Source organism: Acinetobacter celticus (assembly GCF_001707755.1).
Taxonomy (GTDB): domain Bacteria; phylum Pseudomonadota; class Gammaproteobacteria; order Pseudomonadales; family Moraxellaceae; genus Acinetobacter; species Acinetobacter celticus.
This window is the reverse complement of record NZ_MBDL01000001.1, coordinates 107,262-133,267: the sequence shown is the minus strand read 5'-3', so window position 1 is coordinate 133,267 and position 26,006 is coordinate 107,262. Positions and strand designations below refer to the sequence as shown.

At 39.9% G+C, this 26,006-nt stretch carries 20 protein-coding genes; 6 read left to right on the top strand and 14 right to left on the bottom strand.

What is annotated here, in order from left to right; genetic code table 11:
* Window positions 1–6: 6 nt before the first annotated feature.
* Complete coding sequence (gene tatA / locus BBP83_RS00575) at window positions 7–225, bottom strand: Sec-independent protein translocase subunit TatA (RefSeq protein ID WP_068885486.1); 219 nt, start codon at window positions 223–225, stop codon at window positions 7–9.
* 154 nt (window positions 226–379) lie between these two features.
* Here tatA and BBP83_RS00570 point away from each other — a divergent pair, with 154 nt between their 5' ends.
* Complete coding sequence (locus BBP83_RS00570) at window positions 380–1,255, top strand: AEC family transporter (RefSeq protein ID WP_068885941.1); 876 nt, start codon at window positions 380–382, stop codon at window positions 1,253–1,255.
* Between the two features lie 94 nt (window positions 1,256–1,349).
* On the opposite strand, the gene rdgB is transcribed toward BBP83_RS00570, so the two are convergent.
* The 9 genes from rdgB to BBP83_RS00525 all read right to left on the bottom strand — a co-directional run bounded on the left by rdgB (window position 1,350) and on the right by BBP83_RS00525 (window position 13,892).
* Window positions 1,350–1,976 carry an RdgB/HAM1 family non-canonical purine NTP pyrophosphatase gene (rdgB, locus tag BBP83_RS00565; protein WP_068885485.1) on the bottom strand — a complete coding sequence of 209 codons (627 nt, stop codon included), beginning with the start codon at window positions 1,974–1,976 and terminating at the stop codon, window positions 1,350–1,352.
* Between the two features lie 492 nt (window positions 1,977–2,468).
* Window positions 2,469–3,059 carry a tetratricopeptide repeat protein gene (locus tag BBP83_RS00560; protein ID WP_068885484.1) on the bottom strand — a complete coding sequence of 197 codons (591 nt, stop codon included), beginning with the start codon at window positions 3,057–3,059 and terminating at the stop codon, window positions 2,469–2,471.
* Window positions 3,056–3,649 carry a methionine biosynthesis protein MetW gene (gene metW, locus BBP83_RS00555; protein ID WP_068885483.1) on the bottom strand — a complete coding sequence of 198 codons (594 nt, stop codon included), beginning with the start codon at window positions 3,647–3,649 and terminating at the stop codon, window positions 3,056–3,058. The genes BBP83_RS00560 and metW overlap by 4 nt, the downstream gene beginning before the upstream one ends.
* Window positions 3,649–4,809, bottom strand: a complete 1,161-nt coding sequence (gene metX, locus BBP83_RS00550; protein WP_068885482.1) for a homoserine O-succinyltransferase MetX — start codon at window positions 4,807–4,809, stop codon at window positions 3,649–3,651. Before metX ends, metW begins: the two co-directional genes overlap by 1 nt.
* A gap of 117 nt (window positions 4,810–4,926) precedes the next feature.
* The gene (leuA, locus tag BBP83_RS00545; protein WP_068885481.1) at window positions 4,927–6,621 is read right to left on the bottom strand and encodes a 2-isopropylmalate synthase; all 1,695 of its coding nucleotides are present in this window, start codon (window positions 6,619–6,621) and stop codon (window positions 4,927–4,929) included.
* Window positions 6,622–6,885: 264 nt separating this feature from the next.
* Entirely contained in the window at window positions 6,886–7,989 is a 1,104-nt protein-coding gene (locus BBP83_RS00540) for an alpha-hydroxy acid oxidase (RefSeq protein WP_068885480.1), read from the bottom strand.
* A gap of 62 nt (window positions 7,990–8,051) precedes the next feature.
* Window positions 8,052–8,735, bottom strand: a complete 684-nt coding sequence (locus BBP83_RS00535; protein WP_068885479.1) for a Fe2+-dependent dioxygenase — start codon at window positions 8,733–8,735, stop codon at window positions 8,052–8,054.
* Between the two features lie 70 nt (window positions 8,736–8,805).
* Window positions 8,806–11,112, bottom strand: coding sequence for a TonB-dependent receptor (locus BBP83_RS00530; protein ID WP_068885478.1), 2,307 nt, complete (start codon window positions 11,110–11,112; stop codon window positions 8,806–8,808).
* 497 nt (window positions 11,113–11,609) lie between these two features.
* Window positions 11,610–13,892, bottom strand: a complete 2,283-nt coding sequence (locus tag BBP83_RS00525) for a TonB-dependent receptor (protein WP_068885477.1) — start codon at window positions 13,890–13,892, stop codon at window positions 11,610–11,612.
* A gap of 823 nt (window positions 13,893–14,715) precedes the next feature.
* On the opposite strand from BBP83_RS00525, the gene tig reads away from it, so the two are divergent.
* From tig to BBP83_RS00505, 4 genes are all read left to right on the top strand, one after another.
* A complete protein-coding gene (gene tig, locus BBP83_RS00520; RefSeq protein ID WP_068885476.1) occupies window positions 14,716–16,047 on the top strand; it encodes a trigger factor in 1,332 nt (443 codons plus the stop codon).
* A 194-nt stretch (window positions 16,048–16,241) separates the two neighbouring features.
* A complete protein-coding gene (gene clpP / locus BBP83_RS00515) occupies window positions 16,242–16,847 on the top strand; it encodes an ATP-dependent Clp endopeptidase proteolytic subunit ClpP (RefSeq protein ID WP_068885475.1) in 606 nt (201 codons plus the stop codon).
* A gap of 29 nt (window positions 16,848–16,876) precedes the next feature.
* Entirely contained in the window at window positions 16,877–18,190 is a 1,314-nt protein-coding gene (gene clpX / locus BBP83_RS00510; protein ID WP_068885474.1) for an ATP-dependent protease ATP-binding subunit ClpX, read from the top strand.
* A 165-nt stretch (window positions 18,191–18,355) separates the two neighbouring features.
* On the top strand, window positions 18,356–19,072 hold the full coding sequence (locus BBP83_RS00505) for a DUF2846 domain-containing protein (protein WP_068885473.1): 717 nt from the start codon (window positions 18,356–18,358) through the stop codon (window positions 19,070–19,072).
* Between the two features lie 306 nt (window positions 19,073–19,378).
* Here the strand turns inward: BBP83_RS00505 and BBP83_RS00500 are convergent, their stop codons facing one another.
* The gene (locus BBP83_RS00500; protein ID WP_068885472.1) at window positions 19,379–20,902 is read right to left on the bottom strand and encodes a fumarate hydratase; all 1,524 of its coding nucleotides are present in this window, start codon (window positions 20,900–20,902) and stop codon (window positions 19,379–19,381) included.
* A gap of 591 nt (window positions 20,903–21,493) precedes the next feature.
* On the opposite strand from BBP83_RS00500, the gene BBP83_RS00495 reads away from it, so the two are divergent.
* Window positions 21,494–22,105: a class I SAM-dependent methyltransferase gene (locus tag BBP83_RS00495; protein ID WP_068885940.1), complete on the top strand. Its 612-nt coding sequence runs from the start codon at window positions 21,494–21,496 to the stop codon at window positions 22,103–22,105.
* Between the two features lie 264 nt (window positions 22,106–22,369).
* On the opposite strand, the gene BBP83_RS00490 is transcribed toward BBP83_RS00495, so the two are convergent.
* The 3 genes from BBP83_RS00490 to pta form a co-directional block, all read right to left on the bottom strand.
* On the bottom strand, window positions 22,370–23,050 hold the full coding sequence (locus tag BBP83_RS00490) for a hypothetical protein (RefSeq protein ID WP_245669694.1): 681 nt from the start codon (window positions 23,048–23,050) through the stop codon (window positions 22,370–22,372).
* A 20-nt stretch (window positions 23,051–23,070) separates the two neighbouring features.
* Window positions 23,071–23,382 (bottom strand): hypothetical protein, encoded by a 312-nt coding sequence (locus tag BBP83_RS15375; protein WP_245669693.1) that lies wholly within the window; start codon window positions 23,380–23,382, stop codon window positions 23,071–23,073.
* 467 nt (window positions 23,383–23,849) lie between these two features.
* Complete coding sequence (pta, locus tag BBP83_RS00485; RefSeq protein WP_068885471.1) at window positions 23,850–25,991, bottom strand: phosphate acetyltransferase; 2,142 nt, start codon at window positions 25,989–25,991, stop codon at window positions 23,850–23,852.
* Window positions 25,992–26,006 lie beyond the last annotated feature (15 nt).

Sequence of the window (26,006 nt, the reverse complement as noted above, 5' to 3'; positions counted from 1 at the left end):
TCACACTTAGCTTTTGACTGAACTTTCAGTATTTTTGACTTGAGCATCAATGGTCAGCGGTTCTTTTAGTTTGGCTTGCTCGGCTTCTTCATCCCGCACCGATTTTTTAAAATCTTTCACTGCGCCACCAACATCTTTACCTAAGTTTTTAAGTTTAGATGTGCCAAACAAAAGAATGACCACAATTGCAAATATCAGTACATGCCAAATGGATAATCCTGCCATGATTTTTTCCTCTTTTCATTTTCAAGTCATTTCAACAGTTCCGTATGACAAAGAGGTGACGTTGATATTGCAGTTTGAAGACAGCCATCTTTCTGCAATGTTCAACGATTAAATAGTGCTAGCATAGACAGGACGGATATGCAGGATGGAACGTGTGGCTTTGCTTTTGCCAATGTTTGGCTTTTTATGTGGATTGGGACTGGCCTCAATTCCATCAACTACAGCCTTAAAAGCCATTTTTGCCAGTCTGCTGGCGCGTTGCTTCATTCCAATTGTTATTGTTTATAATATGGTGTTTTATCAGGCAGGTAGCCTGAGCTTGATGCTGTTCAGTTTCAGTGTCGCCATTTTAATGTTCTATACTTTTAAAGCAATTTTTAAAGATAAACTGCGTGCTTTATGCATCAGTTATGTCAATTTGGCATGGCTGGGCTTTCCCTTTGCTTTGGCGTTATTTGGCCCTGAAATTAGTGCGCCTATGGTTGCGCTATATGTCGGAGGGTCAATTTTTGGCAACATCTGGGCGGTTACTGCGGTCAGTTCAAATGCGCAGTCGTGGGTGGCTATTACCCAAAAAGTGGCGTTATCTCCCCCAGTTTTTGCTTTGATGATTGCAGGTCTTTTTAGAGCGATGGGCGTGCAACATTTACCCGAACATGGCTGGATTGATTGGATTTATCAGGGCGCTAAAGTGGGAATGAGCTTTACAGGAATGTGTGTACTGGGAATGTGGATGCGTCATACCCAAGTGCAGTGGATAGATATTAAGCGTAGCAGTCAAATTTTTGCAATGAAACTCCTGTGTGGTCTGATTATTTGTGGTCTCACTTATTGGCTGGTGCCGATTCCGCAGATTGAAACTTATATTGGCGTCATGTTCTTACTTTTTTGTTTACCGCCTGCAGCCAATATTGTGGCTTTAGAAACCCATTATCAAGGGACGGGGATTTCGGCAAAATACATTGCTTCAGGCACAATCGTTAGTTGTGTGGTGGTCAGCCTATATGCATTATTTTTGCATATGGTATAAATTTAGATGAGTTCACTCAAGTCATTTAGCACCTTCCAAACCCATTTTAAAACAGAGTTTGAAAGGTGAATTAATGCTGTAATTCTTGGTGATATTAGCGTTCTAAACTTGCTTTAAAAAGTTGCATTGCCTGCCCACGATGACTGATTTTATTTTTTTGCTCTTTTGACAGTTCGGCGCTAGAAATATTCAGTTCAGGTAGCCAAAACAGTGGATCATAACCAAAGCCATTCTCACCACGTGCTTGTTCTAAAATTTCACCCGTCCAAATGCCTTGGAAAACTTGAGGTAATGGGTCTTCAGCATGCTGTACCAAAGCCAAGACACACACAAACATGCCTTCAATTACTTCGCCATCTTTACGAAGTGGCTTAAGCTTCTGTAGCAGTTTTTCATTATTGGCAACATCATTGCCATGCTCGCCTGCAAAGCGTGCCGAGTAAATACCCGGTGCACCGCCTAAAATGGGAACGCAAATTCCTGAGTCATCGGCAATAGCGGGTTTGCCTGAAATTTTAGAAGCGTGGCGGGCTTTAATAATGGCATTTTCTACAAAACTTAGGCCGTCTTCAATCGCATCTTCAATATTGAGTTTGCCTTGTGCAACGACTTCAACAGGAAGATTAAGCTCTGCAAACATTTTTTCAAACTCTGCAATTTTACCTTTATTATTACTGGCAAGAACCAGTGTGCCTTGAGATAGCCAATCTGTTGAAGACATTATATTGTGCCTATGTTGGGTTAAAGAATGCAGTATTTTAGCCTATTTTGATTTGGCAGATGCGTTTAATCTGGAAAACAATCAGAGTACTTAAAAAGAAGAACACTTAAAATGATACGTCATACAAATATTGAAAATGCAACTGCGATAGCTGTTGATTGAACCTTATATGGATGATTTTGCTGTGAATCAATCGGGACGAGAGAAATTGAATCAAGCATCCATTACAAAGTTGTTGTAAACGGAAAGTGTTCATTATTTTGTTGATATATAACATCAGCAGATTATTGTGAAAATCGCTGATGAAAAATCAGGTCATCTCATTCATTTTTTACTACCCGTACTGTGCAAAAAAAACAGGGCATTGGCAGAAATTATAGAATTTTATTGAAGCCAATTTATATCAGCATGGTGTATTCGATACGGCTGTTCATTCTAGTGGTTATGCGCAATAAAAAAGCACCCGAAGGTGCCTTTTATGAATCAGACAAATTACTGCGCTTGAATCCATTTGTCTGCACGGTCACGCGCTTGACGAATTTGATCTTGTGTTAAGTTAGCAGCCAAAGCTGTTTTTTTGCCTTCAGACAAAGTAATCACTTTATTGTCTAACATACCATCGCGGGTAGACAGCTCATACCATTGGTATGCACCCATATAATTTTTTTTCTGCTCTTCCATCATGGCTAAATTAAAGCTTGCGCGATTATCACCACGGCTGGCCGCTTTTTCGAAATACTGACGCGCAAGGACTTCATCTTTTTTCGTACCCAAGCCATCAGCTAACATGCGACCAACATTCAGTTGGGCCGAAGAAAGACCTTGGTCAGCGGCGGCTTTAAACCATGCAAACGCTTGACGGTCATCTTGTTGCACATCTTTACCAAACTGGTACTTTGTTCCAAGATAAAACTGTGCGCCTGCTTGACCCGCTTTGGCTGCTTTGGTCAGATTGTGAATATCCATAATGGAATACTGGGCCGCTTGGCTCGCCACAGAAGGTGCAGGAGCAACATAGTCTGCATGTGCTTGAATACTGAAAAGCCCCGCAAGTAGCGTCGTGCTTAATAATAGTTTTTTCATAGAGCGCTCACTCGATAAATTGCGACTTCACCAAACAGATTCGGGATATGTTTACTGAGTAAACTACCTTGCTGATCCCCATTCACGGCAAGTCGGTTAATAATCCGGATATTATTTTCAGCACATAATGCTTCAAAATCGCGGAAAGTACATAAATGAATATTCGGGGTGTTATACCACATATAGGGTAAAGCATCAGAAACAGGCATCATTCCCTTTAATGCTAAGAAAGAGCGGGTCTTCCAATGTGCAAAATTAGGAAAGGTAATAATGGCTTGCTTGCCTACACGCACCATGTCACGTAAAAGAACGTCTGGTGCATCTACAGCTTGTAAAGCCTGTGCCATAACCACATAGTCAAAAGACTGATCGGCAAAACGGCTTAAACCCAAGTTTAAGTCCTGCTGAATAATATTTAACCCGCGACTGACGGCAATTGCAATCTTTTCTTGATCAAGCTCTAAACCATAAGCACGAATATTATGTTTTTTGCTCATGTGGGCCAGCAGTTCGCCGTCACCACAGCCTAAGTCTAAAACCTTTGAATCGGGTTTAATCCATGTTTCAGCAAGTTGATGATCAATACGCATTACACGACCTCCTGAGGGGTTGCTTTGAGGTGCTCTTGACCACCTAAAAATGCACGTAATGATTTGACATATAAGGGAATAGGAAACAAGAACGAGTCATGACCTTGTTCGGCATCAATGTCCAAATAACTGACGGGTTTATGGTTGCTAATGAGAGCATCCACAATCTCTTGAGAACGCTCTGGTGTGAAGCGCCAGTCAGTGGTAAATGAAACCACCAAGAACTTACATTGGGTATGTTCCATCGCTTTTTTCAATGACTGCTCGTACTCACGAGATGGGTCAAAATAGTCCAAAGCTTTGGTCATAATTAAATAGGTATTGGCATCAAAGTTACGACTGAACTGTTCACCTTGATAGCGCAAATAACTTTCGACCTGAAATTCGACATCAAAACCATACATAAAATTGCCTGACTTTAAGTCGCGACCAAATTTTTGCTTCATGGCTTCTTCAGACAAGTAGGTAATATGACCGACCATCCGTGCCAAAATGAGACCACGTTTCGGGTAACTGTCATTTTCTAAATAGCGACCATTATGAAAGTCAGGGTCAGACAAAATAGACTGACGCGCCACTTCGTTAAAGGCAATATTTTGTGCAGATAGTTTAGGTGTGCTGGCAATAATGACACATTTTTGCAAACGGTCAGGGTAGTCCACCGACCATTGTAAAGCTTGCATGCCACCCAAAGAACCACCAATGACCGCATACCACTGTGTAATGCCCATACGGTCAGAGAGCATGGCTTGGGTTTTCACCCAATCACGGACAGTCACCAATGGGAAATCGGGGCCATAAGGCCGATTTTCATTTTCAGGATTTGGCGATATTGGGCCTGTAGAACCGCTACATCCACCAATATTATTCAGGGCAACCACAAAGAATTTAGAGGTATCAATGGCTTTGCCGGGGCCAATGCAGGCATCCCACCAACCGGGTTTTTTATCATCTTCGTGATGATAACCGGCTGCATGATGGTGGCCAGACAGGGCATGGCAAATTAGGATGGCATTGGACTGATCGGCATTTAGCTCGCCGTAAGTTTCCACCATCAGATCAAAGCGTGGCAAAATTCGATCGCATTCGAGCTCTAACGGCTCTTCAAAAGAAAACTTTTTTGGGGTAACTAGGCCCACTGAGTCAGCTGGAAAAGACACAGGAAATATTCGCCTTAAATCTTTGGGGTTAATAAATAAAAGGATACCACTTGGGGTATCCTTTCTAAAGTTTTTTATCAGATAAGATTTTTGTCAATACAATCTGATCTATTGATCTTAAACAGCCGTCGCGATTTGTTCAGTGCTTAATACATCTTGTGCAATTAAACGGTTAACACTGGCAATAATCGCTTCAATCGATGAGGTCACGATGTTGTCATGTACCCCTGCACCAAAGGCAGATTTACCTGTACCTTTGACTTGAAGTTCAATCAACGCCAAAGCTTTGGCATGTGCGCCTGAACTAATACTGCGTTCTTCATAGGTCAAGACATCAATTGGCAATTGTAATGCATTCAAAATGGCTGAAATTGGCCCATTACCTTCACCGCGTAAGTGTTGAATAACACCATTCACTTCAAGGTCTAATTCAATCACTTGATTGCCATTTTCATCGTGCAAACGGTAATTTTTTGCAGAGTAATGTGCATCTTTAGCGCCCACATAGGTATCTTTAAACAAGGCCCAAATGGCTTGAGCAGAAATCTCTGTACCGTCTTCATCAGTTTTTTGTTGCACAATTTGTGAGAATTCAATTTGAATACGGCGTGGCAACACCACGTTGTAATTCGATTCTAACAAGTACGCAATACCGCCTTTACCTGACTGTGAATTCACACGAATTACGGCATCATAGTCACGGCCCAAGTCTTTCGGGTCGATAGGTAAGTAAGGCATATCCCACATTTCTTGGTCTTTTTGGAATTCAAAGCCTTTCTTGATCGCATCTTGATGCGAACCCGAGAACGCGGTAAACACCAAGTCACCTGCATACGGATGACGCGGATGAACAGGTAAACCTGTACATTCTTCAACTGTTGCAATAATTTCATTGATATTTGAGAAATCTAAGTTGGGCGCAACACCTTGGGTGTACATGTTCAAGGCAATAGCTGCCACGTCGACGTTACCTGTGCGTTCACCGTTACCAAATACACAGCCTTCGACACGGTCTGCACCAGCCATAATGGCCAATTCAGAGGCTGCGATACCGCAACCACGGTCGTTGTGGCAATGTACAGAAATAATTACACCGTCACGACGTTGAATGTTGCGATGCATCCATTCAATTTGGTCGGCGTAAACGTGTGGGCCAGACACTTCAACAGTTGCAGGCAAGTTTAAAATTACTTTGTTGGTTGGTGATGCTTCCCAGATTTCAGTCACTGCATCACAGACATCTTTGGCAACCTCTAATTCTGTGGCTGTAAAGCATTCAGGACTGTATTGGAAAATAAATTCAGTTTCAGGTTGTTTGGCTGCATATTCTTTGACTTTTGTCGCAGCGTTCATTGCTAATTTTTTTGCACCAGCCACATCAACATTCAACACTTTTTGACGGAAAGTCGGTGAGTTGGCGTTATAGATATGCACAATAGCGCGTTTTGCATCTTGTAAAGATTCAAAAGTACGTTGAATTAAATGGTCACGCGCTTGTACTAAAACTTCAATATAAACGTCATCTGGAATATGACCGCCTTCAATCAATAAGCGCGTGAAGTCAAAGTCAATTTGTGATGCTGAAGGAAAACCAATTTCAATATGTTTAAAGCCAATTTTGACCAACATTTGGAACATTTTAAATTTTTGTTCAATGTCCATTGGTTCAAAAATTGCTTGGTTACCGTCACGAAGGTCAGTGCTCATCCAAATTGGCGCTTGGTTAATTTCGTTGTTTGGCCATTGGCGGTCAGGTAAGTTGACGCGCTGGTACATACGGCGGTATTTTTTGCTTGGATCAGCCAACATCATGAGGTAACTCCTTGTGTAGCATCAATTGCGTTTAGTCGTGGAAACAGCAACGGCTACTATTATAGATTGTGTCTATTGTATCCATTTACAAGTCTAAATTCGGAGGACTTAGCCTAAAGCATTAAGAAACGTTTTGGGTTTTTAATGATTTTGCTATACCGCAGATCTTGCAAATCTATAACTAAATATTAATCCACTTATTCCGGAAATAATTTCCTAATTTTGCATTAGGAATATATTTAGAAGAAAGATTTTCCTTTAAATTTAGGTTTTTTGAAAAATATATTCTTCTGTGATGTCATTGAGCGTGGCTGTTCCCATCAATGCCATCGTAATCTCAAATTCTTCCTTTAAAATTTTAATGACATGCGCCACCCCTAAAGCACCTGCACTGGCTAAACCATAAATATAGGGACGCCCGACAAAAACCGCAGATGCACCTAAGGCAATGGCTTTAAAAACATCTGAACCACGACGAATGCCACCATCATAAAGCAGTGGAAAATTACTGGGCACGGCTTTTTTAATCAGCTGTAATGCTGTAAGTGGGGGAATACTGCCATCAAGCACGCGGCCGCCATGATTAGACACAATAATGCCTTGTACGCCGTATTGAATGGCTAGTTTGGCATCTAAGGGGTTGAGAATGCCTTTTAAAATGACAGGAAGGTGTGTCTGTTGCACAATCCATGCAATATCATCCCACGTGGGTGCAATTTTCATTAAGCCATTAAAAACAGGATGATCACCTTCTTTTAATTCAGGCAATGGAATATGTACAGGTGTATGTGGATGTTGCATATTTTCGGGTAAATGGAAAAAAATACGCCGTTCGCGGTCACGAATACCTGTATGTGGTGAGTCGACTGTAATCACAATGGCTGTAAAATTTTGTTGTTCTGCCAATTTGACCAAGGCCAATGATTTTTCACGCTCACCCTGCCAATACAACTGAAACCACTTAAAAGGGTTGTCCTGTTTTAAAGTACGCATATCGGTATTGCTAAAAGTACTCAGTACCATATTACTACCCAGTACTTCGGCTGCCAGTGCAGTAGCACTTTCTGCATCGGGGTGGAATTGTTGTTGATGACCAATTGGCGCTAAAAAAATAGGATGCGGGAAGCTTTGGCCTAAAATTTCACAGGTGGTATTGCCTTGGGTTAAATCGTTCAACATGCGAGGCATCAAATGAAAGTTTTTAAATTGTGCTAGATTATTTTGGACACTCAGTTCATCCATTGAACCGCCTTGCAAATATTGCCAAACCATATTCGACAGATGTTTTTCAGCCTCTATTTCGTAGTCTGCAATGGTTTGTAAATAAGGCGGAATTTGAGTCAAAGCGGGTAGAGGAGATTTATTCATTGGTGGTGTCCAAATTTACAAAATTTAAATGAATAGAAAAGCGTACTTAAAATAAGAAAATTTTATAAATCGCTCCATTCACGTAAGAGATTATGATAAATCCCTGTCAAGCTGATGACTTGTTCATGTGTGGCCGAAAGTTCTATGGTGAGTTTTTGAATATTTTGATCAAGGTCAAATAAAATTCGGCGCTGTGCATCGGATGCAATAAAACTTTGTACCCAAAAGAACGATGCAAAACGTGCACCTTCAGTTACGGGATTGACCATATGTAAACTTGTTGAAGGGTAAACAATGGCATCGCCTGCTGGCAATTTCACTTCTTGAGTGCCAAATGTATCTTCAATCACCAATTCACCACCTGTGTATTCTTCAGGGTTAGAGAGGAATACCGTGCAGGAAACATCTGTTCTTAAATAGCTATTGAGCAGTGGATGTCTGCGAATGGCATTGTCCACATGCATTCCAAAATTACCACCATGTTGATAGCAATTAAAGAGTGGAGGAAGAAATATCTTGGGAAGCGAAGCACTAAAAAATAGAGGATTTGAATTGGCTGCTTGTTGAATGATTTGTCCCAGTTGTAGGGCGTCTTGAGAGTCTTGTGCAAGCTGTAAATTATTTTTTAAATAAGCAGATTGATGGCCTGTGGTCATTTTTCCATCCACCCATTCTGCTTGATTAAGTGTTTGGCGACAATGATTGAGTTCATCAAGGCTAAGTAAATTTGGAATATGTAAGATCATGATATTATTCCTTTAATTAAAAAACGCCTGATGAATCAGACGCTGAATTTTAACACGGTTTGGCTATATTTTAGAATTTATAGTTGATGTTGAATACGCCTTTGCGTCCTTCACCTGGCATTGCCCAGCCATTGTTGCGGATATGCGTATAGTATTTTTCACCACTTAAATTTTGACCGAGCAATTGGAAACTTAAGTCTTTGCTGTAGTTATAAGTAATAGAGGCATTGTGCACGAGATAATCTTCAGACTTCACTTGTGCAATAAGATTATTGGTCGCAGAGTGCGTGGTTAAATACATTTCACCTTGATAGGTTAAGCCATAACCTGCTTGCCATTGGTCATTAAACTGATAGGTCGTCCAGAAACTACCAGAAATTTTAGGAACATTAACCAGTTTATCGCCTTTTTGAAAGTCAACATTGGGTGAGCCGTTCACCTTGGTCTGGTCATATTCGCCTTGCATATACGCAGCGCTTGCAGTGAGATTCCACTTTGAGGTGATTTCACCTGCTAAACCAAGTTCAACACCTTGTACGTAGTTTTTGCCGTCTAATTTCGCATCGGGCTCTCCAGTAATATCGCTAGTTACACGAACTTTATCCTGCTCATTGCGAAATACCGCCCCTGATACTAAGAAATTTGGATTCACTTGCCATTTTGCACCAATTTCATAAGCGACTGCATTTTCAGGATCGGTACTGCATGTATTTGCGGTCACGACACCACTGGTAACCGTCTGAGAGCAACTACTACTTGCGGTGTTTTGCACCGGTTTTTGCGCGTTGGCATATGAGAGATAAACACTACTTGCAGGGGTTGGTTTAAATGTTAATCCTGCATTATAAGAAATTAAATTATCTGACTGCTGATAAGTCGTGCCACGTGTAACAAGGCCAGTGGTGGTTTCAATTTTATCTGAGCGGTATTGACCATCGGTGTAGTCGTTGCGAACCCCTAAGTTTAGTAGCCATTGTTCACCAAATTTTAGCGTATCGAACAAATAAGCCGAATAGACATTTAAGTTGCCTTCAGAAAAGCCTGTTTTACGGAAATTGGTTGGGCCATTCCAAAAGTGCTCAGGATTATAGACATCCATATTCGGTTTATCCGCTACAGTGCCATCTGCGTTGTAAATATAGCCTGCTGTGGTAATGGTATAGTCTTCACGGCTTAGCCCGACACCTGCAACCAGTGCATGATTAATCGCACCCGTTTTAAATTGCACATTCACATTTGTATCATTGGCAAATTGTTTGTTCTGCGTATCTCGATAATAACCACGCGGCCCTGAAACAATATATTGTCCTGCTTGACCCGCTGTACAATCTTTAAACCCTGTTTGGTTATCATTGGTCAGGGCAGTCGGGGCTTTACCATTGGCCAAACAAAATGTTCCTTGAGGCGCAGAAACAGTGGCTTCTTGCCGAATATCGCTATAACGAGTAATGGAATTAAGTTTAGCATTAGGACTAATTTCGCTCTCAACTTTGAATGTTACAACTTGGTTTTCAATATTTTGTTGATCTAAATTGCTATAGCCGTAATTATTTTTATCCGAGATTCCTGTAACGGGTTTACCATTATAATACGGCACGCCATATTGCGGGTCGTTTTCATCTTTTTGATATAAATACGATAACGTCGCTTTCGTTGTATCGTTAAGACCAAATGTCACCGATGGTGCAATTCCCCAACGTTTCATTTCTTCATCACGACCTGCATAGGTATTTTGATGTCCCATGACATTTAAACGAAAGGCCAAGTCTTCATCTACAACTTTATTGAAATCGCCCGTAAAGCGTTTGTAACCATCAGAACCGAAACCTAAAGTTAGGTCATTGCTATCATCATTTTTGGGTGTTTTAGAAACTAAATTAACACCGCCACTAATTTGTCCGACGCCATTTTCAACAGAATTCGCCCCCTTAATAACTTCAACGGCTTCATAGTTGAATAAGTCTGAGCGGTTGGTTAATGCGGCGTCACGTAATCCATCGACTGTTGTGTTGTAGGTTGCATCATAACCGCGTAAGTTAATTTTATCACCATAGCCACCACCACCTTCACCTGCGCCAAAACTAATACCTGGCGTGGTTGCAAGGGCTTGTTGGAGTGAAAGTAAACCTTGATCTTTGAGCGCTTTTTCGGTGATGACTTGAACTGTTTTTGCAGTATCTAAAATTGCTTCTGTACGCTTAGTCGATGAACTTTTAGGTGCTAGATATGAGTTTTTTATTTGTTCTGCTTGTACTGTAATAGTAGGTAATTGAGTAACTTTTAATTCTGAGTCGGTTGCATGGGCTGCAAGTGGTAAAGTTGCTGCGAATGCAACAAAAGAAGCAGTCTTACTATGTTTACGACTAAGGTGTGCCATGTTCAAGTCCTGAAATTATTAGGAAGGAACCATTACTACTTCGATGCTCACAACTTCATGAAGTAATAATGGGTGAATTGTTATGGCCTGTAACAATTGTTGTGAATGTTATTGCTAATAATTATCATTAGCAATAATAAAATCATTCATTTTTATAATTTGTTGTTGGAAATATTGTTTAACTAAACTTAATTCATTTGGAAAAACTATTAAAAAAATGGTCTATGAACGGATGATTTACTGATATTTTTACTAAAAGTTATAATTTTTAGATTGAATAAGTGGTCGTTTTTGTTGAAGTACAACATGAGAGTTCGAGCGAATTGAGATCAAAAACGATTATTCCAAATAGGGCACACATAGTTTTATCTTATTAAGAAAATTGACAGAAAATAGTGGTAGTGCTACGAAATGTATTCTGAAAAAAATAGCCTCTATAAAAGAGGCTATTTTTTAGCTTAAAACCCATATATTACAGATGCGTTTTAATTTGAAATTTAGTATTTGAAGTTAACAGACAGTACTGCACTACGACCTTCTGCTTCAGTGGCATAGTGCGATGCAAAGGCCTTAGTGAAATAGCGTTCATCAGATAAGTTGTTTACGTTAAGTTGTAAATCAACATTCTTATTGACGTTATAACGCGCCATTGCGTCGTAACGAACATAGCCTGGAACATATTTAGTGTTGGCTAAATCACCATAAACTTTATCCATGGCAATAGCACCAACACCTAAGTTCAGCTGTGGAAGAACTTGGTACGTTGTCCAAAGTGTTGCACTGTTTTTGGCAACGTTTGGCATGACATTACCATTGTAAGCTGTTTGGTCGGTACACGTTGTACCGCGACAGCTGACACCATTTTTAGTCGATTCACTGTCTAAATAGGTATAACCAGCAGAAACAGCCCATTTGTCGGTAATGTTACCGTTTAGTCCAAGCTCAAAGCCATCGACTTTACTTGCACCACCATTGGTTGTGGTATTTGCATCAAGTGAGATACGGGTATTCTGCTTTTCTGTACGGAAAATAGCTGCGGTTAAATTCAATTTTTCGTTGAACAAATCCCACTTTGTACCAATCTCAAATGTGCGACTTTCTTCAGGGTCTAAATCTTTATTAACAGCAGTAACGGCAGTTTCAGAACCATCTCCTGCATCTACACCCACAGGGTTGGCTGAAGTTGCGAAGCTTGCATAAATGCTACCATTTTCTGCAGGTTTAAAGGTTAAGCCCGCTTGATAAGAGAAAAAGTCCGTATCATTTTCAATTTTGGCGCCTGTTGTATTGGTTTTTAATTCAGTTTCGAATTTATCCCAGCGAACGCCTAAGTCCAATAACCATTGTGGGGTGAATTCAATGCTATCTAGTAGATAAACTGAGGTTGTTTGAGCCGTTGTTGTTGTTATCGCTTTATTTGCAGAAATACGACCTAACCATGGATCTCTAGAATTTGGGTTATAAGCATCTGTACACCAGTAGTTAGATGCAGCCCCAATAAGCCCTGAGCATCCACCAGGGCCACTAATATTCAGAGAACCATTAGCGATATCATTTAATTTACCATTAGGTAATGTTGTAGTAGAGCCGTTTAAATCATAAATTGTGTAATTGCCTTTGTCAGATTCTTGATCTGAATATTCTGCACCCACATTAAAGCTGTGTTTAATTGAACCAGTATTAAATTTGCCCGTTAAAGCCAATTGGTCAGTAAATGTATTTGTATCTGTAATCCGTGAATTGGCGCGGCGAGCGACACTTCCATTCGCAATGTTTAATTTTGAATCATCGGGTTGTGTCCACAAATAATCATTTTTAGAGTTACTGTAAACGGCAGTATTACTGATAGTTAAATTATCAGTTAGATCATGTTCAAGTTTAATGGTACCAATCTGATTTTCTTGTTTTTGAAAGTCACGATCTTTCCAACCATAGTAAACGCCTTGTTTTACATCCAGTGGTTTACCTGTCGCTGTATTGTTTGACGAATTCCAATATGGCACACCTGAATCTGGCGTATCGTCAGATTTTAAGTAGTAGTAACTTAATGTCGCACGGGTAGGTGTATCTAGACCAAAGGTAATGCTTGGTGCAATACCAACACGCGCATATTCAGCGCCATCAGCTTGACCGGCTTTTTCATTTTTGTGACCCATGACCGCAACACGGGCTGCAATGCCATTACCAAAGTCTTTGTTGCCGTCTAAAGTAATACGTTGATAATTATCTGTACCTGCGCCAACAGAACCTTCTAAAAAGTCACCATTTTTCGCAACTTTAGAAATCATGTTGATACTGCCACCAACAGAACCAGCACCACCTAAAGCAGAAGCGGAACCTTTAGTCACTTCAACTTGCTCTACAGCAAACATTTCACGGTTTTGCGATGATGCGCTACGTACACCATCGACATACATCGAGCTTTCAGAGCTGTAACCACGAATAAACGGACGGTCGCCGTTTGGGTTACCACCTTCACCTGCGCCAAGGGTAATACCAGGCACAGTACGCAAAGCATCACTTAAAGTTGTGACTTGGGTATCTTCAATAAGTTGTTTAGAAATAACCGAAACAGATTTTGGTGTATCTAATAAAGGTGCAACATATTTACTGTTCGCAGATTTGTCTACTTTTAAGCTCTGTTGTTCTGTTGCGACATCTTGATGAATCGTTTCTAGTGTTGTGACTTGGTCTTGTGCATATGCATTGACAGCAAGAACAGATAGAGAAGAAGCGATGGCAGATGAGACAATTTTCTTACGCGTTTTTATGAAGGCCATTTCAAACCTGAGACAATGTTGTGAATTTGTATGCGAATAATAATGATTCTTGTTTTTTATTGCATCTTTATGACATTGTTATTGACGGTAGAATTTAAAGATATAAATGTTTATTTAGATGTTACTATATAACATTTTTAATTTAAGATATTGTTTTATATTGTATATTGTATATTTAGAGTATTTGGGGTGATCTGGATTGTTGGTTTAATACTTAAGTTATAAGTAAAATTGCTGTTGTTTTAACAGTGAATGATTAAAGTTGATGCTTTAGAAGAAAAAATCCTGCCAGAGCAGGTTTTTTTATATAAATAAATTGAGATAATTAGTAGGTAACGGTTATGTCTAATTGAACGCGACGACCTTCTTGAGTATGACGATTGTTGTTGTAAGAGTGAGGCCCCCATTTTTCAAAATCAATAAAATTCTGATTAAAAATATTGTATAGCGTAATTCTCACACCCACGTTGTCGTTTAGAGGTCGTTTCTGTATCTGTAAAGAAGAATGGTGCTATAGCTATAAATGCTCAAGCAAGAGGGGCGGTAGTCGGTGAAGGTTGGACTTAGGTATAAGGTGGATTGATTTTAACTAATTGAAAATAATATAAAAATATGGATATTGGTCGTGAGTTTTATTGTTTTTAATAAAAAATAAACAAAAATTGTAAATCTATCATGGCTTATGAATTTCTTATCGGAATTACAGTCAGAAAAAATAAGAGGAAAAAGAGGTGCTATAATGCTATTTTGTATATCTTTAAATGTTGTCATATAATGTGGCACTTTTTTTTAACCTGTTTTTTAACAAAATATCGAGGAAGCCATGCAAGTAACTTCTGAAGCGGTTTCGGGCGTTGCCCGTCGTTTAAATGTATCTGTACCGACGAGCCGTATTAACGAGCAATTTGAAGCTCGTTTGAAACGCACTGCCAAAACTGTAAAGATCAACGGCTTCCGTCAAGGTAAAGTGCCTGTAAACGTTGTTCGTCGTGAATATGGCGCTGGTCTTTACCAAGAAGTTGTAAACGACATCATTCGTGACACAGTTTTCGAAGCCATTCAGCAAGAAAAAATCAATGCTGTTGGTATGCCAAACATTGATTCAACTGAAATGAAAGATGATGTTTTAGTTTATCAAGCAACTGTTGAAGTTTATCCAGAAGTAGACGTTAAATTCGAAGGCTTAAACGTTGAGCGTAAAACGACTGAAGTAAATGACAGCGATGTCGAGAAGATGATTGAAAATCTTCAAAAACAACGCGCAGGTTGGGCTGAAACAAAAGGCATGGCTAAAAAAGACATGCAAGTTACTTTTGACTTCGAAGGTTCAATTGACGGCGAAAAATTTGAAGGCGGTTCTGCAGAAGACTTTAAACTTGTTTTAGGTTCTGGTCGCATGATTCCTGGCTTCGAAGACGGCATCATTGGTATGAAGAAGGGCGAAGAGAAAGAAATTGAAGTAACTTTCCCTGAAGACTACCAAGCTGAAAATCTTGCTGGTAAAACTGCTCAATTCAAAATTACAGTTAAGCTTGTTGAAAAACAAAAACTTCCAGAAATTGATGCTGAATTCTTAAAAGTATTTGGTTTGACTGAAGAAGAAGGCGTTGAAAAATTAAAAGCTGACGTTCGCAAAAATATGGAACGTGAAGTGAAAAATGGCCTTCGCAACCAAGTGAAAGGTGCAGCTTTTGATGCGCTAGTTGCTGCCAACGAAGTTGAACTTCCAGAAGCAATGTTGGCTCAAGAAATTGATCGTCAACGTCAGCAAATGATTCAACAGTTCACACAGCAGTTTGGTGCTCAAGGTGCGAAAGCATTTGACAGCAGCATGCTTCCAGATGACTTGTTCAAAGAACAAGCTGAAAAAGCAGTTAAACTAGGTGTATTGGTAAGCAAAGTATTGGCTGATGCTAAACTTGAAGTTGACCAAGCACGTGTTGAAGCGTACATCAATGAAATGGCTTCTTCTTACGAAGATCCAAATGAAGTGATTGAATTCTTTAACAACGATAAACAGCAACGCGCTCAAATCGAATCAGTTATTTTAGAAGACCAAGTGGTAGATCACATCTTGGCATCTGCTAAAGTAACAGAAACAGCTGTAAGCTATGAAGACTTATTGAAAGAGCAACAAGCTCGTCAACAAGGCTAATTTTTAGCTCGGTGAAAAAGGCGCTTTAGGCGCCTTTTTTTTATTGATATTGTAAAGCTATAAATTGTCCTGAATTCACAAAGCTTCTGCAAAAAATATCTGCTATTTAATTGGGAATCTTTTGCAATTTCGTCAAATATCCCTCATATTGTGAATATGGGTTGGGTAACAAAAATTTAGGAATAAATAAACGTATGTATGTTCCAACAATTGAAAACGCACTTGTACCAATGGTGGTTGAGCAATCTTCTCGTGGCGAGCGTTCTTTTGATATTTATTCACGCCTTTTACGTGAACGTGTAATTTTCATGACTGGTGAAGTCGAAGACAACATGGCGAACTTAATTGTTGCGCAAATGTTGTTTTTAGAAGCAGAAAACCCAGATAAAGATATTCATTTATATATCAATTCACCGGGTGGTTCTGTAACTGCGGGCATGGCCATTTATGACACGATGCAGTTTATTAAACCAGATGTCGTGACGTATTGCATGGGTCAGGCCGCTTCTATGGGTGCATTTTTGCTTAATGCAGGCGCCAAAGGCAAACGTTATTGCCTTGAAAATGCGCGTGTCATGATTCACCAGCCATTAGGTGGTTTCCGCGGTCAAGCATCTGATATTGAAATTCATGCACGTGAAATTCTATTCATTAAAGAGCGTTTGAACCGATTAATGGCAGAACACAGTGGTCAAGACTATGAACGTCTGGCTAAAGATACTGACCGTGACAACTTCATGACTGCACAGCAGGCAAAAGAATACGGTCTTGTGGACGAAGTTTTATCTAAACGTCCATAAGTTTTAAAGATTGAAAAATTGGAGTGAATATGTCCGAACATCCTCAAGGACAAAAGCATTGCTCATTTTGCGGTAAAACGCAGTCTGAAGTCGGGAAACTGATTGCAGGTGAGGACGCGTACATCTGTAATGAATGTGTGGACGTATGCTTAGATTTGGTGCAAACCAGTCAACAAGTTGAATCGAACGACTGGGCAACACGACCGTTGCCAAAGCCTCATGAAATACGTGCTGCATTAGACCAGTACGTTATTGGGCAAGATGTCGCGAAGAAAACCTTGTCCGTTGCAGTTTACAATCATTACAAGCGTTTGAAAGCCAGCACTAGCGGTAAAAAACCTGAAGATGGTGTTGAAATTTCAAAGAGCAACATCATGTTGGTTGGGCCAACAGGCTCGGGTAAAACTTTACTTGCACAAACTCTTGCACGTTTATTAGATGTTCCATTTGCTATGGCAGATGCAACAACGTTAACGGAAGCAGGCTATGTCGGTGAAGATGTCGAGAACATTGTTCAAAAGCTTTTGCAAAAAGCCGATTACGATGTAGAAAAGGCCCAAAAAGGCATTATCTATATTGATGAGATTGACAAGATTACCCGTAAATCTGAAAACCCATCTATTACTCGTGATGTATCGGGTGAAGGTGTACAACAAGCTTTGTTGAAAATGATTGAAGGTACGGTTGCATCTATTCCGCCACAAGGTGGACGTAAGCATCCGCAACAAGAATTCATTCAAATTGATACTTCAAATATCCTGTTTATTTGTGGCGGTGCATTTTCTGGTTTAGAGAAAATTGTGCAGCAACGTCAGGAAAAAGGCGGTATTGGTTTTACGGCAGAAGTACGCAAGAAAGATGAAACTAAAAAATTATCTGACTTGTTCCGTCAAGTAGAAGCGACTGACTTGGTTAAATTTGGTTTAATTCCAGAGTTTATTGGTCGTTTACCAGTGATTGCGACTTTGGATGAACTGGATGAAGATGCATTAATGCAAATTTTGACAGAGCCGAAGAATGCTTTAACACGTCAGTATGAATACTTGTTTGACATGGAAGATGTTGATTTGGTTTTTGAACCGAGTGCATTACGTGCGGTAGCGAAAAAAGCGCTAGATCGGAATACTGGTGCACGTGGTTTACGTTCAATCTTAGAAAACTCTTTACTTGAAACTATGTACGATTTACCAAGCCGTACCGATGTTGGTACTGTGGTTGTTTCAGAAGCCGTGATTAATGGTGAAGCGAAACCTGAGTTTAAGCCAGAGCGCCAACTAAAAAACCCAAAAGATGATGTAGCGCCAAAGGCCGATTTGAAAGTAATTAATTCCAAGTCTGCATAAGTTTAGTGCTGTTCGTCAGAAACGTGTGTAAATCTTAAATTTGCACACGTTTTTTTATTTTAAAAAAGAAATCTGAATGTTAATCTCAGCAGGATGGCTGGGAATGGCCACAGCTAAAACTTAAAACAATCAATCAAAATAAAAAATACGCAGTGAGGGATAATCATGCGTGGTGTGTGTTTGGTAATACTCAGCAGTTTGGTACTTTTGGGCTGTCATGGAAAATCATCTCTTGAACAGCAACCACACTTAGTTTCTACCTTGAAAGAGGTGAATGTACAACATGAACCCAGCATCATGGAACAGTACCGTATTGGTGTGTTCACGATTGGTGGTTGGGTCAATCAGGCGCAGGGCAATCATTTTCAAACGATCAAACCTCAACACGATCAAGCTGCTGTGGTGTATTTATATCGGCCTGATAGTAAGTGGAATCGTCAAGAAATTGTTGCCAGTAGTTTGTTTTTAAATAGCGAACGCATTCCGAGTTTGTTAAACAATCATTATTATTGGGTAGAATTGCCTGCGGGAACGTATCGCCTTTCAAGCAGTCGCCCTTTGGGAATTAATCATTTTCAAAAACCAAAGTATTTAGATTTTACCGTGGAAGCAGGGCAATCTTATTTTGTGAAATACGATGAAGAAAATCTTGCAACCCGTCATGCCGTGTCGGGGCCATTGATACTGATGTCAGAGCGTATCGGGAAAAATGAAATTGCTTTTACCCAGCTGAAATCGACCAGCTTTAACTTTGTAGCAGAAGATCAGCAACATGGCAAAGTACGCAAAAATGCACAAAAAATTAAACGCAGTCAATATGATCCAGCAACAGATGTACAATTGGTTAAGCCTTTTAAATTGTGGGATCCTCGGACGTGGTAATTAGCTAAAAAATTCTTCTGAAGGGGACTTTTAATATATCCATCTAGGGACAAGTATTTTCACCCAAAAAAAGCTAAAACGACTCTACGCTAGCTCGATTTTGAAGATTTATAAAACGAATGAGATTGAGGCGTGGATTGTGTGCTTTTTTAGTCAGGGCAGTATTCAGACCAGATTAAAGTTGTATTGTTTTATGATTGAAATGATGAAAAGACTCGCTGAGCATAAGATTTTTACAGATTCATCGTAATTGCAGTAATAAAAAAGCACCCTAAATATAGAGTGCTTTTTTATTGCTTAGGTCAATTAACCCGCAGCGTCAATCACTGGAATTTTACCAATTTTGGCTTGCCAAATTTTTGGTGCAGTGGCGTGAATAGAGCTACCATTTACGTCAACCGCTACTGATACTGGCATATCTTCAACCACAAATTTGTAGATGGCTTCCATACCCAAGTCAGCAAAAGCCACGACTTCAGCTTGACGTACTGCTTTAGAAACTAAGTAAGCAGCACCGCCAACAGCCATTAAATAAGTGGCTTTGTTGTCTTTGATTGCTTCTATGGCTGTTGGACCACGGTCTGCTTTACCAATCATGCCGTACAAGCCAGTGGCTTCTAAAACTTGACGAGTAAATTTGTCCATACGGGTTGCCGTTGTTGGACCTGCAGGACCAACCACTTCATCACCAATTGGATCGACTGGACCCACGTAGTAAATGAATTTACCTTTAAGATCAACAGGAAGTTCTTCACCGTTATCTAACATTTCACACATACGTTTATGCGCCGCATCACGACCTGTGTAAATTGTGCCGTTAAGCAATAAGGTATCGCCTGGTTGCCAAGCGTTCATTTCTTCTTGAGTGATGTTGTCTAGGTCTACACGTTTAGAGCTTGAAGAATCCCAAGTCACAGCAGGGTAGTCAGACAATTTAGGCGCTTGAATATGTGCAATACCTGAGCCATCTAATGTGAAGTGTGCATGACGCGTTGCAGCACAGTTCGGAATCATACCGACTGGTTTTCCAGCAGCATGACATGGGTAATCTTTAATTTTAATGTCTAGAACCGTGGTAAGACCGCCAAGACCTTGCGCACCAATGCCCAAAGCATTTACTTTTTCGAAGATTTCCATACGGAGTTCTTCAATTTTATTTTCAGGTCCACGACGAAGTAATTCGTCCATGTTGATTTCTTCCATGAGTGCTTCTTTGGCAAGCATCATGGCTTTTTCAGCAGTACCACCAATACCAATACCCAACATACCCGGTGGACACCAACCTGCACCCATTGTCGGAACAGTTTTCAGTACCCAATCGACAATTGAGTCAGATGGATTGAGCATGGCCAGTTTAGATTTGTTTTCTGAACCACCACCTTTGGCTGCAACAGTAATATCAACTTTATTACCCGGTACGAGTTTGTAGTGAATCACTGCAGGCGTGTTGTCTTTGGTATTTTTACGACCAAAAGCAGGGTCGGCTAAAACAGAGGCACGAAGAATGTTTGAGTTTTCAAGGTAACCTTGACGAACACCTTCATTAATTGCATCGTCTAGGCTGAGGGTTAAATCAAATTTAACGTCTAAGCCCACTTCAAGAAAGACGTTCACAATTCCCGTATCTTGACAGATTGGGCGATGACCTTCTGCACACATACGTGAATTAATTAAGATTTGTGCGATGGCGTCTTTAGCAGCTTTGTTCTCTTCACGATCATATGCACGGCTCATCGCTTGGATGAAGTCTTGTGGATGATAGTAAGAAATAAACTGAAGCGCATCTTTTACCGATGTGATCAAGTCGTCTTGCTTGATAATAGTTGTCATACAAATATCTCTTGAGCGGGCTGATAGCTAGCGGGCTAAATTATAAGACAAAAAGATCGAGTTGTGGGCGTTTTGAAAAGGCTTTGGGCGAAAGTTTAATATCGGCATATAAGTAGGCTGTCAATGTTGTCGCAACAGGATCAAATATGACAAGAAAGTGTCATATTTGATAAGAAATAATATGATAATTTTGAAAGTTAAATATCTATATTTATATAAGTTATTGATATATATTATTAAAATAAATTTTAATAAAATTTATGGTTGTCATATAACTGTCATAAAACTTTCGCATAATTGTCACAAATTAACAGCGAGTCATAAAGATGACAGTAAGCAGTATTTTGATGGTTGTGGGTTTTGCAGTATATATCGCCGCAACGTGGATGTACGGACAGAAAGAAGAACAGGCATAAGCTTTTCTTCTTTTTTTGATACTCGGTTTTATAAAAATAATATGTTCATCAACTCATCAACTCATCAACTCATCAACTCATCAACTCATCAACTCATCAACTCATCAACTCATCAACTCATCAACTCATGATCTAAATTTGCGTATACTCGTTAAAAGATAAGAAATTTTAGATGATGGAAAATCAAGCTGCTCTGGCACAAAATATTATTGAAATCTATAAAAAACATGCGCGCGCATGGACTGAATTACGTGGCGATTTTTTGTATGAAAAGGCATGGTTAGACCTGTTTCTTAGTTTAATTCCTGTGCACTCGACTCTTTTAGATTTAGGTTGTGGCTCGGCAAAACCCATTGCAGATTATTTGATACAGCAAGGGCATACACTTATAGGTGTAGACAGTTCAGATGTGATGATTGCAATGGCGCAAAAAAACTTTCCCAAGCAGACTTGGGTTCAAGCAGATATGCGAACTGTTGAATTAGATCAAAAGTTTAATGCTATTTTGGCGTGGGATAGTTTTTTTCATTTAACCCCAGATGATCAGCGACAGATGTTTGCGCAATTTGCTCAATTTTCAGTAGCCAATACGGCTTTAATGTTCACGAGTGGGCCTACGGCTGGTGAAGTAATGGGAGATATGTTTGGTGATGCTTTATATCATGCCAGTTTGTCACAAGATGAATATCGGGTTTTATTAAAACAGTATGGTTTTAATGTGGTAAAAATGGTCGCTAACGATGTGGAGTGTACAGGACATACGGTGTGGTTGGCGCAAAAGCAGTAAGTTTCTGGTGTTGGCATAGTCCCTTTTTTGTCTGATATTGATGGTTGAAAATTTAACGATTCATATTTGTTAGTATGATCAGACGGTTATGACATTAAATAAAGTCCATTGGCATTTTCATGCTAAAAAAATTGAGACGGAAATGAAACTTTATCCAAGGTTATTTACGACTTGAACATGAAGCGAGGTCTGTACATCCAATGAATGTTGGAATTAACGGCACTTAATACGACTGATCCACTTTATAAAAGATCTATGAATTAATCATGACGCTGTATTGGCTTTAATCCGAAGCGCTTCCATCTCAATCTCCACCATTTTCTGAGAATTTTTCCATTTATTATTCAACTCAGCAAACTTTTGTCGATCTGGTGAAGCAGACAAGATAATGTTACTCATTTCAATTTGAAGATTATTTTCTTCTTTCAACCTTTCACGCGCTTCCGTGACTTCAGCGCTTTTGAGTGTTACAGCATTGTATTTTTGATTTAGGTCGTGAAGTCGCGTAGTGATTTGCTTAACAGCCGTCATAAGCGCATTCCTATTACCGCTGTCTAGCGCATGTTGCATGTCCATAAATGAATCTTGAGCATTGTGTTTGGCTGTTTGAGATACGGCGCTAAGAACGACGAGATCATGTTTGATGTCTGCTACATTATCTTGACTAAGATCTGAAGTTGCAATGACTGGAGTTTGATCCGTTACATTTATTTCTGTGTTTGGTTTTATCTGCGGTGACGTGTGGTCTGCTTCAGCAGGATTTGGTTGAGTATATGCGGTGTATTGCAATGACCTCATGTCGTTCAGAACACTTTGCTGTAATGCACCGATTTGTGTTTTTAAAGCATTAATACGCTCTGGCTGTGGTGGGTTTTTGCTATTTTCTTGAGCTATTTCAAGTCCCAATAGATGAACTTGCTTAAATTTTTCACTTAATGCATCCACTTCATGACTTTTGAAGTTTGTCACATCCAAAGCGGCGTTAAACTCGGTTGTACGTGTTTTGAGTTTTCCAATAGAGCCGAAAGAGTATTGAGCTCTTTATTTTGAAGGGCTGTATTTAGTGCATCTTGTGCATTCAACATCGCTTGAGAATGTTTATTTGCGACCAGATCCAAAGTTTTAAGATCGTCTTTAATATCAACCGAATTGGCAGTGGTCAAACTGGCAGAAGATGAATGGGTTTCTGCTTGAACTTGGAGTTGTTGATTCGGTTTATTACATGCGCTGAGTGAAAACGTTGTCACCATTAGTATTGGAAGCCATTTTTTATTCATTATTAGACCAATGATTTAAAGTGTAATTATATTGCTTGATTATATGGTTTAACTATTTGAAAAGTAAATTCTTATCATTTTTTATTTATTTTGGTATTGTACCGAAACATGAAGCAACTGCGCGCCAGATCGATCATTTAATGTGCTTGGAATGTAGCGAATGCCATGATAAATACGATGTCATGGCTTAAAGTACCACGAGATAGGTCATTACAGGTTTATTAAAACCTTGTAGCATTACTCTAAGATCTGAAGTAAATTTAACGAAGATCTTCATTCAAAAAAGAAAATTGATTCATTTATAAAAAATGTACGCTGTTTTTGGAAGAATTCATATATAAAAAAGTGCGATTGGGATGACATACAATTTTTTATCATCTGTTGTATTGAATATAAATGCTCTTATACACAATAAAAAAACCACCCAATCTTTCGATTGGATGGCGCTGAGTACCAACTGTTAAAAACTACTGAGTAGCTTGTTGTTCAGCTTGAATAGCAGTTAATGCAATAGTGAACACAATATCATCGACTAAAGCACCACGAGACAAGTCATTTACAGGTTTGTTCAAACCTTGCAACATTGGGCCAACGCTTACCACATTGGCAGAACGTTGTACTGCTTTATAAGTGGTGTTGCCTGTGTTTAAGTCAGGGAAAATAAACACGTTGGCACGGCCAGCAACTTTAGAATCTGGGGCTTTCGAGCGACCAACACTTTCGACTGAGGCAGCATCGTACTGAAGTGGGCCATCAATTAATAAATCAGGACGACGTTGTCTAGCAATTTCAGTGGCTTTCGCTACTTTTTCAACTTCTGCACCTGCACCTGATGTGCCTGTTGAATAAGAAATCATGGCAATACGCGGGTCAATCCCAAAGGCTTTTGCAGAGTCTGCGGACTGAATAGCAATTTCAGCCAATTGTTCTGCATCTGGATCTGGGTTAATTGCGCAGTCACCGTATACGTAAACTTCATCGGGTAACAGCATAAAGAATACTGAAGAAACTAAAGAGTATTCAGGTGCTGTTTTAATTAACTGAAAAGCAGGGCGGACAGTATTAGCTGTGGTATGTACGGCACCAGAAACTAAACCATCGACTTGATTTAAAGTCAGCATCATTGTGCCAAGAACAACGGTATCTTGTAGTTGTTCACGTGCTTGTAATTCATTGATTTTACCCTTACGTAGCTCAACCATTTTTTCAACATAGTTGTCACGAATTAGGTCAGGATCAATAATTTCCAAATCATAAGGCAATTCAATGCCACGTGCTTTAGCGACTTCAATGACCGCTTCAGGTTTTGCAAGCAATACACATTGTGCAATGCCACGCGCTTGGCAAATGGCAGCCGCTTGAACTGTACGCGGTTCATCACCTTCAGGAAGTACAATACGTTTTTTAGCCGCAATAGACTTTTGTACTAACTCGTGGCGGAAAGCTGAAGGAGATAAACGGGACTGATATGAACCATTAATCAGCTGTGTAATCCATTCAGGGTCAATATGGCTAGAGACAAAGCGTGTGACTTGGTCTGCACGTTCTATATCATCTATAGGAATTTCATTGCTTAAATTTGCCAGTTCTTGCGCTGCTTCAAACGTGCTCAGTGGTGTATGGGCAATCGGTAAACCTTGTTTAATTGCAGTTTGGCAAAAATCTAAAACTTGCTCATTAGGATGATGATGTTCTGTCAAAATGAGGCCCGCAAGCGGAATACCATTGCTGCTTGCTAAGCTACTGGCTAAAAGCACATCAATACGGTCTGAAGCGCTGACAATCAGTTCACCCGCCACAAATTTATGTAGCTCATGCTCAATATTAGATGCAATTAAACTGCTGTGTAAAACGCGACGTTGCTGAGCATCACCTTCGTTAATCCAATGTGCAGAAATGTGTGCAACCAAATCGGACATTCGTGGCACGCTTAGCGTATTACTGAAGGGCACTAGACCAATAATCGGAAAACTGGCTGAACCAATATGAGTATTTTGTTTTTGCAATTCAATAGAAAATGTATTGATATCACTGATTAAACGCAGGCTCGGATCAATGGTCACAGGCACCTGTGCAGAATCTGCGGGTAAGCCTTTGGTACGCATAAACAGCACGCCCGCTGTCCGCTCATTGTTGGTTCCGCCAAAATTTCGAATTTGTGCTTCAATTTTTTCTGCAGTCACTTTCGGGTTCTGAATATCAGCGGTACTGACAATAACTACTTTGGCATCTAGTGCTTTGGCCAAAGCTGCATTCAGTTCAGAGGCAAATGAATTATGGCTATTGGGAACCAAACCTTCCACAATAATTAAATCGTGTTTTTTTGCGATGTCACGATGCAGGCGCACAGCATCTTCTAACAGCTCATCATTTTCATCTCGGCTCAAGCGACGGGTTACCGTGGCATGGCTGATTGGTTCAACAGTTTCATTGTTGAATAAATGGCGATATAGCGCTGTGGTGCGGTCTGTTGTCGCATGAGGTTCTTGTGCAAAGGGCTTTAAAAAACCAGCCTTAATTCCTTGGCAATCAAGCGCATAAATTAAGCCCAAACATGCAGATGCTAAACCTACACTTTCCCCAGTTGGCACGAGTAAAATTGTTTTCATAAGGTGTCTAAATTA

Bases quoted from the DNA above. Each gene is read 5' to 3' on its own strand.
- tatA (WP_068885486.1), bottom strand. From the start codon at position 225: ATGGCAGGATTATCCATTTGGCATGTACTGATATTTGCAATTGTGGTC.
- rdgB (WP_068885485.1), bottom strand. From the start codon at position 1,976: ATGTCTTCAACAGATTGGCTATCTCAAGGCACACTGGTTCTTGCCAGT.
- BBP83_RS00560 (WP_068885484.1), bottom strand. From the start codon at position 3,059: ATGAAAAAACTATTATTAAGCACGACGCTACTTGCGGGGCTTTTCAGT.
- metW (WP_068885483.1), bottom strand. From the start codon at position 3,649: ATGCGTATTGATCATCAACTTGCTGAAACATGGATTAAACCCGATTCA.
- leuA (WP_068885481.1), bottom strand. From the start codon at position 6,621: ATGATGTTGGCTGATCCAAGCAAAAAATACCGCCGTATGTACCAGCGC.
- BBP83_RS00540 (WP_068885480.1), bottom strand. From the start codon at position 7,989: ATGAATAAATCTCCTCTACCCGCTTTGACTCAAATTCCGCCTTATTTA.
- BBP83_RS00535 (WP_068885479.1), bottom strand. From the start codon at position 8,735: ATGATCTTACATATTCCAAATTTACTTAGCCTTGATGAACTCAATCAT.
- BBP83_RS00530 (WP_068885478.1), bottom strand. From the start codon at position 11,112: ATGGCACACCTTAGTCGTAAACATAGTAAGACTGCTTCTTTTGTTGCA.
- BBP83_RS00525 (WP_068885477.1), bottom strand. From the start codon at position 13,892: ATGGCCTTCATAAAAACGCGTAAGAAAATTGTCTCATCTGCCATCGCT.
- tig (WP_068885476.1), top strand. From the start codon at position 14,716: ATGCAAGTAACTTCTGAAGCGGTTTCGGGCGTTGCCCGTCGTTTAAAT.
- clpP (WP_068885475.1), top strand. From the start codon at position 16,242: ATGTATGTTCCAACAATTGAAAACGCACTTGTACCAATGGTGGTTGAG.
- clpX (WP_068885474.1), top strand. From the start codon at position 16,877: ATGTCCGAACATCCTCAAGGACAAAAGCATTGCTCATTTTGCGGTAAA.
- BBP83_RS00505 (WP_068885473.1), top strand. From the start codon at position 18,356: ATGCGTGGTGTGTGTTTGGTAATACTCAGCAGTTTGGTACTTTTGGGC.
- BBP83_RS00500 (WP_068885472.1), bottom strand. From the start codon at position 20,902: ATGACAACTATTATCAAGCAAGACGACTTGATCACATCGGTAAAAGAT.
- BBP83_RS00495 (WP_068885940.1), top strand. From the start codon at position 21,494: ATGGAAAATCAAGCTGCTCTGGCACAAAATATTATTGAAATCTATAAA.
- BBP83_RS15375 (WP_245669693.1), bottom strand. From the start codon at position 23,382: ATGAATAAAAAATGGCTTCCAATACTAATGGTGACAACGTTTTCACTC.
- pta (WP_068885471.1), bottom strand. From the start codon at position 25,991: ATGAAAACAATTTTACTCGTGCCAACTGGGGAAAGTGTAGGTTTAGCA.